Genomic DNA, 6,463 nt, shown 5'->3' on the forward strand with positions numbered 1-6,463 from the left:
ATGCGATACGGTTCTGCAAGCGGTTCGAGCCGGCGCGAGCTGTTGACGACGCTCGCCGTCACCGTCACAGCCTACCGCCTTACCTCCGTCGCTGATGCATCAGAGGCAGAGGCCTCGACGGAGCATCCGATGCCGCATGTCGTCCTTCTTGGGGATTCGATCTTCGACAACGCGGCTTATGTTGCCGGCGGACCTGACGTCGCGTGGCAGCTGCGGGAGCGCCTGCCCGAAGGCTGGCATGCAACTCTCAACGCCGTCGACGGTGCTGTCACGAGCGGCGTCGAGCGGCAGCTTGAACGGCTCCCGCAGGATGCGAGCCATCTCGTCGTCAGTGTCGGTGGCAATGATGCTCTTCGTGATGCGGGTCTTCTGGATCAGGCGGCTCGTTCGGTAGCCGAGGCTCTGGACAGGATCAGCGATGTCCGGGAGCAGTTCGAGCAGGATTACCTGAGGATGCTCGAGGGGGTGCTGAGCCGGGATCTGCCAACGGCCATATGCACGATCTACGAGGCACGCTTTCCCGACCCGCAGCGTCGCAGGATTGCAGCAAGTGCCTTAACGATCTTCAATGACGTCATCACCCGGTCGGTCTTCTCCCGCGGTTTGCCGCTCCTTGACCTGCGCCTGGTCTGCAATGAGGATGCGGACTTCGCCAATCCGATCGAACCTTCCGTTCGTGGCGGCGCGAAGATCGCGACAGCCATTGCGGCTCTCGTGGCGGAACACGATTTTGTTCGGCGCCGGTCGGAGGTCTTCGCCGGTTGAGCGGCTTCTCCTTCGCCTGATCAGGCAGCGCCTATCGTTCATGACAATCTCCTTGGGTTGTGGATGCGTTACGGTATCTTCAGCGCCACGCGCCCTGCCGGTGCCGGTGGCGGCTGCTATGCATGCAAGCGGGATTTGAGGCACGGGGCGGCAACTATGCCGCCGAATCTTGATGCTCTTCTGGGTGTGCACATATCCGGTAGGCAAATTCGCGCCCGCTAACCCGAGATGGACTTCGCGGCGGAGGCGCCCTACGTTTTGCAGGCTGGTCGCTAATCAGCAAAAATATTGGCGGCTAAATATCAAAGCATTCCTGCCAACCAAGTTCCAAACATCAATAGAAATTCCCAGGATATTTCACTAACCATGTGATTTTTCTTCCAAAAACGGATCGGCACAGCTAAGCTCGTCGTCGCTTCGGTTCCAGAAGATACCGAACAAATCATTACGCGTCCTGATCCCGACGTCATGTCAGCAGTCCAGAATTGCCCTTCGGCCTTACAGAGAGAGCGTCCGCTCAGAGTCATGGGTGTGAGTCCAACCGAAGGCGAGCGAACGTCCGCTCAGGGGCATCACTTCCGGTTCCCAAAGGGCACATCCTGTCCGTCGGCGTCGCTGCGCCGGACCACTCGAGCGCTTTTACGCTACGCGGCCGCATTGTGCAGTGCCAAGAAGGCACCCGTTTCCTCGAAGAACTGGTCGAAGGCGGGAGTGCCTTCAATGAGCACGTGGTTATTTCCCTGCATTTCGACAAACATCGCCCCCGGAATTAGCTTGGCCATCAGGCGGCCTTCCTCGATCGGCGCGACGCGATCGCCCACGCAATGCAGCACGAGCGTTGGGACTTGGACTCTCTTTGCCAACTCGGTCGCGTCAACTTTGCTGTTCATTTCCCAGAGTCGCATCGCGGCTTCGGGGCTCGTGGCAATGCGCTGCAGTTCGTCGAAGCTCGCCACAATCTCCTGTGGGGCGTCGGGGATGAATGTGGAAGTAAAGAAGTGCCTGAAAACGGGATTCGGCGAGCCCCAGCCGTCGCGGATCATCATCGCCCCGGCTTCATATAGCTTCCTTTGATCGAGGTCCGGTCGCATTAGCCGGCCTCGGAGAAATCCGCCCAGCAGGATGAGGCATGTCACCTGCTCCGGATGCTCCACAGCATAACGCACGGAGAACGCGCAACCTTGCGAGATGCCGAGCAGCGCGAACCGATCCAGCCGTGCGGCGGCTGCGACCGCGGACATGTCGCTGGCCATTGCATCTTCCGATACCGTCTCCACCTCCCAGTCCGAGAGGCCATTTCCGCGTTGGTCGAACCGCACGAGATGGCAAAGCTTCGCGAACTTCGCCAGAATCGGACGCCAAATGGGACTGTGCCATTCATACTCAAGATGGTTCAGCCAGTTCGGACCCTTCAGCACCGGCGCTCCCTGACCGATGCTGGCCCAAGCGATCTGCACGCCGTCCGACGCCGTCGCGAACTGCACCCGCTGATGCAGCGCCGCTTCGACGGGTCTCGTCGTCTGCCGCGCCTCGTCAGGCGTCCACTGCCAGACACGGATGGGTCGGGAGATGTTCTTTACTCGCTGGTTGCCCATGTCACGGAAGGGCACCTGGATCCGATCCTCGACTGCCTGATGCACAATGTCCGACACGCACACGCCGCCCGGCTTGGCGAGCCCCTCAAGCCGGGAGGCCACGTTTACACCGTCGCCGAAGACGTCCCCGTTCTCGAAAATGACGTCACCGAGATTGATCCCAACACGGTAAAGGATTCGGCTGTTCTCAGGTTCACCAATGTTTCGCTCTGCCATCGACCGCTGGATTTCGATAGCGCTCTCAACCGCCTCAACGACGCTCGCGAACTCTGCGAGCAGGCCGTCGCCTGTGGTCTTGACGATATTGCCCCGATGCGCCGCGATCCTGGGCCTGACGACCTCACCAATATGTACCTTCAGGCGCGCGAGCGTGCCGGCCTCGTCCACCTCCATCATCCGGCTGTAGCCGGAGACATCCGCCGCAAGGATCGCCGCAAGCTTCCGCTCGCTAAGGTCGGCCAAGTCAACCATACCGCAGCGTACGGGTCTGGCAGCCCTTTTGTCGAGCTGCATTCCTAGCCACCCGCTTCGATCTGCTGCAGCGTTGAGCTGCCGAGGAACGCACGAGATCAATCGAGCTTCAAACCCATGGCCAGATGTCCGTTCATCGCCGCCAATTGAGAACACAGCCGAAACTACCGCTTTCCACACCAAATGAACCCTACCGTACCGAATGAGGATAGAAATCACGGTGAGGTCGACTTGCGGCTCGATCGCGCCAAAAGCCGTCCATAGTAGCTCGATGACCGGCTGGCCCGTTTGATTGGCGGCCGATCCCCGCTGGGCCGGTTGCCCCCCGGGGCACCGTCGCCGCCTTCGTGCGCTGCAATACCGCGGGCACAAAGTTCCGGTTTGAGGATCAGGACTTGGCCTTTGATTTCTTCGGCAGAAGGTCCGTGAAGGGGCTCAATCGTTCCTTTCCGGCAAGCACGCCAGCTTCAAAAGCAGGACGCGGAAAAAATCCCTAGAGACATCCGACTTCCGGTGATCCGTCAGGGGTTTATTTCCACTGTTGCTAGCAAATCAGCCCGCTGATGGGAGTCTTTGAGCGACCCCGAGCGGAAGTTCGTTCGCGCAGGACGAATTCACGCCGATGACCCTTTCGAGACCTTGCGGAGCCGAATTCTCTTCTTGGAAGCCGACATTGGCCGTAACCAGCATTCGCTGCAATGAACGGCTGGATTTCACAAAGCGGATCTGTGGTGAGGACAGAAATTGCCGCTTGCCCCGATGCAGGTAGCGAAGGAGAGTCCGTGTCAGGACGCACATTAGATCAGGACGGTGCAAGGAGAGATGGCAGTGGCGGACCCCGACACCTCGGCTACGATTTACAGGCGGTGCTATTGCGGTGTGACTACGATCCGCGCCACGCAAACCTCCTATTGTCATTGCATTTTGGCTGGCGGCAGATCGAGCCACGCAAATCCGCCGCCAGCTCGCGGCAGTCCTTCCTATATGCGCGGCTTGATAATTGATCCTAATTCCAACGGCACCATAAACTCCTCCAACATACAATTTCGCTAAAATGCCCCGGAACCTATTGCTGCTCTGCGTCTTGAGTCGCCGTCGGAGGGTGCATGCCTAACGCCACAGACGGGCTCTCTTTCATTGAGTTTCAATCGCCGACGCTGGTCGAGAATGCTCCCGAGGGCGGCGAATGGCTTCATGAGATCAAGTATGACGGCTACCGCACCGAGCTGATCATTGAGGGCGGCAAAGCGAGAGCCTTTACGCGCCGTGGCTACGACTGGTCGCATCGATACCGACGAATTGTTCAAGCGGCGGCGGGTTTGCCGGTGAAAGCGGCGATCATCGACGGAGAGGCTGTCGTTCTCGGCGACACTGGCCTGCCGGACTACCAAGCGTTGGAACGGGAGTTGGGCAATCCAAACTCGGCGAGGCTCATCTTCTATGCATTCGATCTGCTGCACCTCAACGGGCACGATCTGCGGCAGCAGCCGCTGGTGAAGCGCAAGGCAGCCCTTGAGAAGCTGCTTAAGAACTCTGCCCCGACACTGACCTATGCCGAACATCTGGAGGTGGGCGGCACGGACGTGTTTCAACATGCCTGCCGAATGGGCTTGGAGGGGATCGTCTCCAAGCGCACCGATGCCACCTATCGATCGGGTGTCCAGACGAGTTGGCTCAAGGTGAAGTGCATCAAGAGCGACACCTTTCCTATTGTCGCTTTCGTCGAGAAGCTCGGGGCTCACCCGCGCCGCATTGCATCGCTCTACATCGGCCGCCGCGAGGGCGGCCGACTGCTCTATGCCGGCAAGGCTCGCAGCGGCTACACCTTGAGCGCAGCGCAATTGGTTCGAGAGCGGCTCGACCCGCTGATCATCAGCAAGCCGCCACTGTCAGAGCCCATTGTGAAACCGAAGGCGACGTGGGTCAGACCAGACGTTCTGGCTGAGGTTCAATTCAGTGGCGTAACTGATCGCGGCGTGCTGCGTGAAGCCGTGTTCAAGGGTCTGCGAGAAGACCTCGTGGCGATCCCGGCCAAGCCTCCTGCGCGATCAAAGCGACGTGGGCCAGCCCGGGAACATGGCGTTCCCAGCGAGAACATCCTGCAACTGCTGCCCGACGCGATCTCGCCCTCCAAGGAAGAGCTTGCGCGCTACTGGGAGAGGGTTGCCGATCACGCACTCGGCCATCTCGGCCACCGACCGCTGAAGCTGGTCCGCCATGCTCTTGGGGCAACCTTCTACCACAAGGGCGCACTGCCGAAAATCCCGCCAGCAGTGCATCAGTTGCGCGTTCAAAAGCGCGAGGGTGGCGAAGGTGTGCGCGTGTGGGTGGACGACCTTGCCGGCTTGCTGGGGCTGGTCGAGATGGATGCGGTAGAGCTGCATCCCTGGAACACTACTGTTGACGATATCGAACATGCCGACCGCATTGTTCTGGACCTTGATCCGGGGGAGGGGGTCGAGTGGGATGAAGTGATCGAGACCGCGCTAACGCTCCGCGACATCATGGAAACGGAAGGTCTGGAGAGCTGGCCGAAGGTGACGGGCGGCAAGGGAATTCACCTGATGGCCCCACTTGAGACGAAGATCACACACGACAATGCCCGGCTCCTTGCCCGGTCGTTCGCCAAGCGCCTCGCTGAAGCTCATCCTGATCGCTATCTGCTCTCCGCCGCGCCGGTAGCCCGAAAGGGCCGCATCTTCATTGATTACCTCCGCAATGGGCGCGGCAACACGGCAGTCGGCGCCTTCTCCCCACGAGCGCGACCTGGCTTCCCAATCGCTCATCCCGTGACCTGGAGCCAGGTTGAGGCAGCCATCCGTCCAGATGCCTTCACCATCGACCGTCCGTTCAGGGCAGCCGCCAGAAAGGCAGCGTGAGCATCAGCCGGCGCTGGAAAACTGCTTCTCACCGTTCCTGTACCGCGAGCGCAACGCCATCGGGCGCATGTTCGGGCGCCTCAATGATTTCCGCCGCATCGCCACTCGGTACGGTCGGTCGGCGACGAACTTCCTTGCCGTCGTCTGCTTCGCAGCTACCGTCAGCTATTGGCTATGCGTGCCAGCCCGCCGATCATTCACAACGCCTTCCTCATCCGCAACAGTGGCACGCCCGCTCCGCCTCGGTTGTCGACGACTTCTTCAAGCGCCTCAAGCCGCAGGCCCGATAGAGCGGTTCGCCGGCCATCGTGGCCATAAGCTCGACACTTGTGAAGCCCTCGCCGCGGGCGGCGTCCTCGCACAGCGTGAGGATTAGACGCCCCACGCCTCGGCGGATGAAGCTGGGATGCGTATACATGGCACGCACGCGCGCAGCGTCTTTCGTCGAGTCAAGCAGCGCTGCATCGCGCTCGGGTGAACGGTCGCCGCCCTAGAGGGTTGCGCGCCGACTTCATCCGCGCTCCGCCCAAACCTGCCGCAGCAAATCTCCTGAGAGCGTAGCCACCGCGGCCTGGCCGTATGGATACCGTTTTGGTCACTTTAGGTGCTGCTGGGCGGCACCCTCGACATGGCTGACCCCCTAGCGGTGCCCAGGCCGATCAGTCTTGACGTAGACCGGGGGAGCGAACCAGAGGGGACCCATAAGGGGAACTTAGAGCGGCAGAGCCCGCTGACCAACCCGCATTAGCCACA

At 60.6% G+C, this 6,463-nt stretch carries 4 protein-coding genes and 1 pseudogene; 3 read left to right on the forward strand and 2 right to left on the reverse strand.

Translation table 11 applies throughout. From position 1 onward, the window contains the following. Positions 1-765: an SGNH/GDSL hydrolase family protein gene (locus NKH83_RS28725; protein ID WP_352808399.1), complete on the forward strand. Its 765-nt coding sequence runs from the start codon at positions 1-3 to the stop codon at positions 763-765. A gap of 644 nt (positions 766-1,409) precedes the next feature. On the opposite strand, the gene NKH83_RS28730 is transcribed toward NKH83_RS28725, so the two are convergent. Continuing rightward, complete coding sequence (locus NKH83_RS28730) at positions 1,410-2,873, reverse strand: alpha/beta fold hydrolase (RefSeq protein WP_352808400.1); 1,464 nt, start codon at positions 2,871-2,873, stop codon at positions 1,410-1,412. Between the two features lie 1,064 nt (positions 2,874-3,937). Between NKH83_RS28730 and ligD the strand changes: the two genes are divergently transcribed. Both ligD and NKH83_RS28740 read left to right on the forward strand, forming a co-directional pair. After that, a complete protein-coding gene (ligD, locus tag NKH83_RS28735; RefSeq protein ID WP_352808402.1) occupies positions 3,938-5,710 on the forward strand; it encodes a DNA ligase D in 1,773 nt (590 codons plus the stop codon). A 16-nt stretch (positions 5,711-5,726) separates the two neighbouring features. Further along, positions 5,727-5,885 (forward strand): annotated as a pseudogene (locus tag NKH83_RS28740) (IS5/IS1182 family transposase); the annotation flags it as partial. Between the two features lie 36 nt (positions 5,886-5,921). On the opposite strand, the gene NKH83_RS28745 reads toward NKH83_RS28740, so the two are convergent. Then, a complete protein-coding gene (locus tag NKH83_RS28745; RefSeq protein ID WP_352808404.1) occupies positions 5,922-6,128 on the reverse strand; it encodes a GNAT family N-acetyltransferase in 207 nt (68 codons plus the stop codon). Between the last annotated feature and the right edge of the window lie 335 nt (positions 6,129-6,463).

Source organism: Mesorhizobium sp. M0909, assembly GCF_040319515.1.
Classification (GTDB): Bacteria; Pseudomonadota; Alphaproteobacteria; order Rhizobiales; family Rhizobiaceae; genus Mesorhizobium.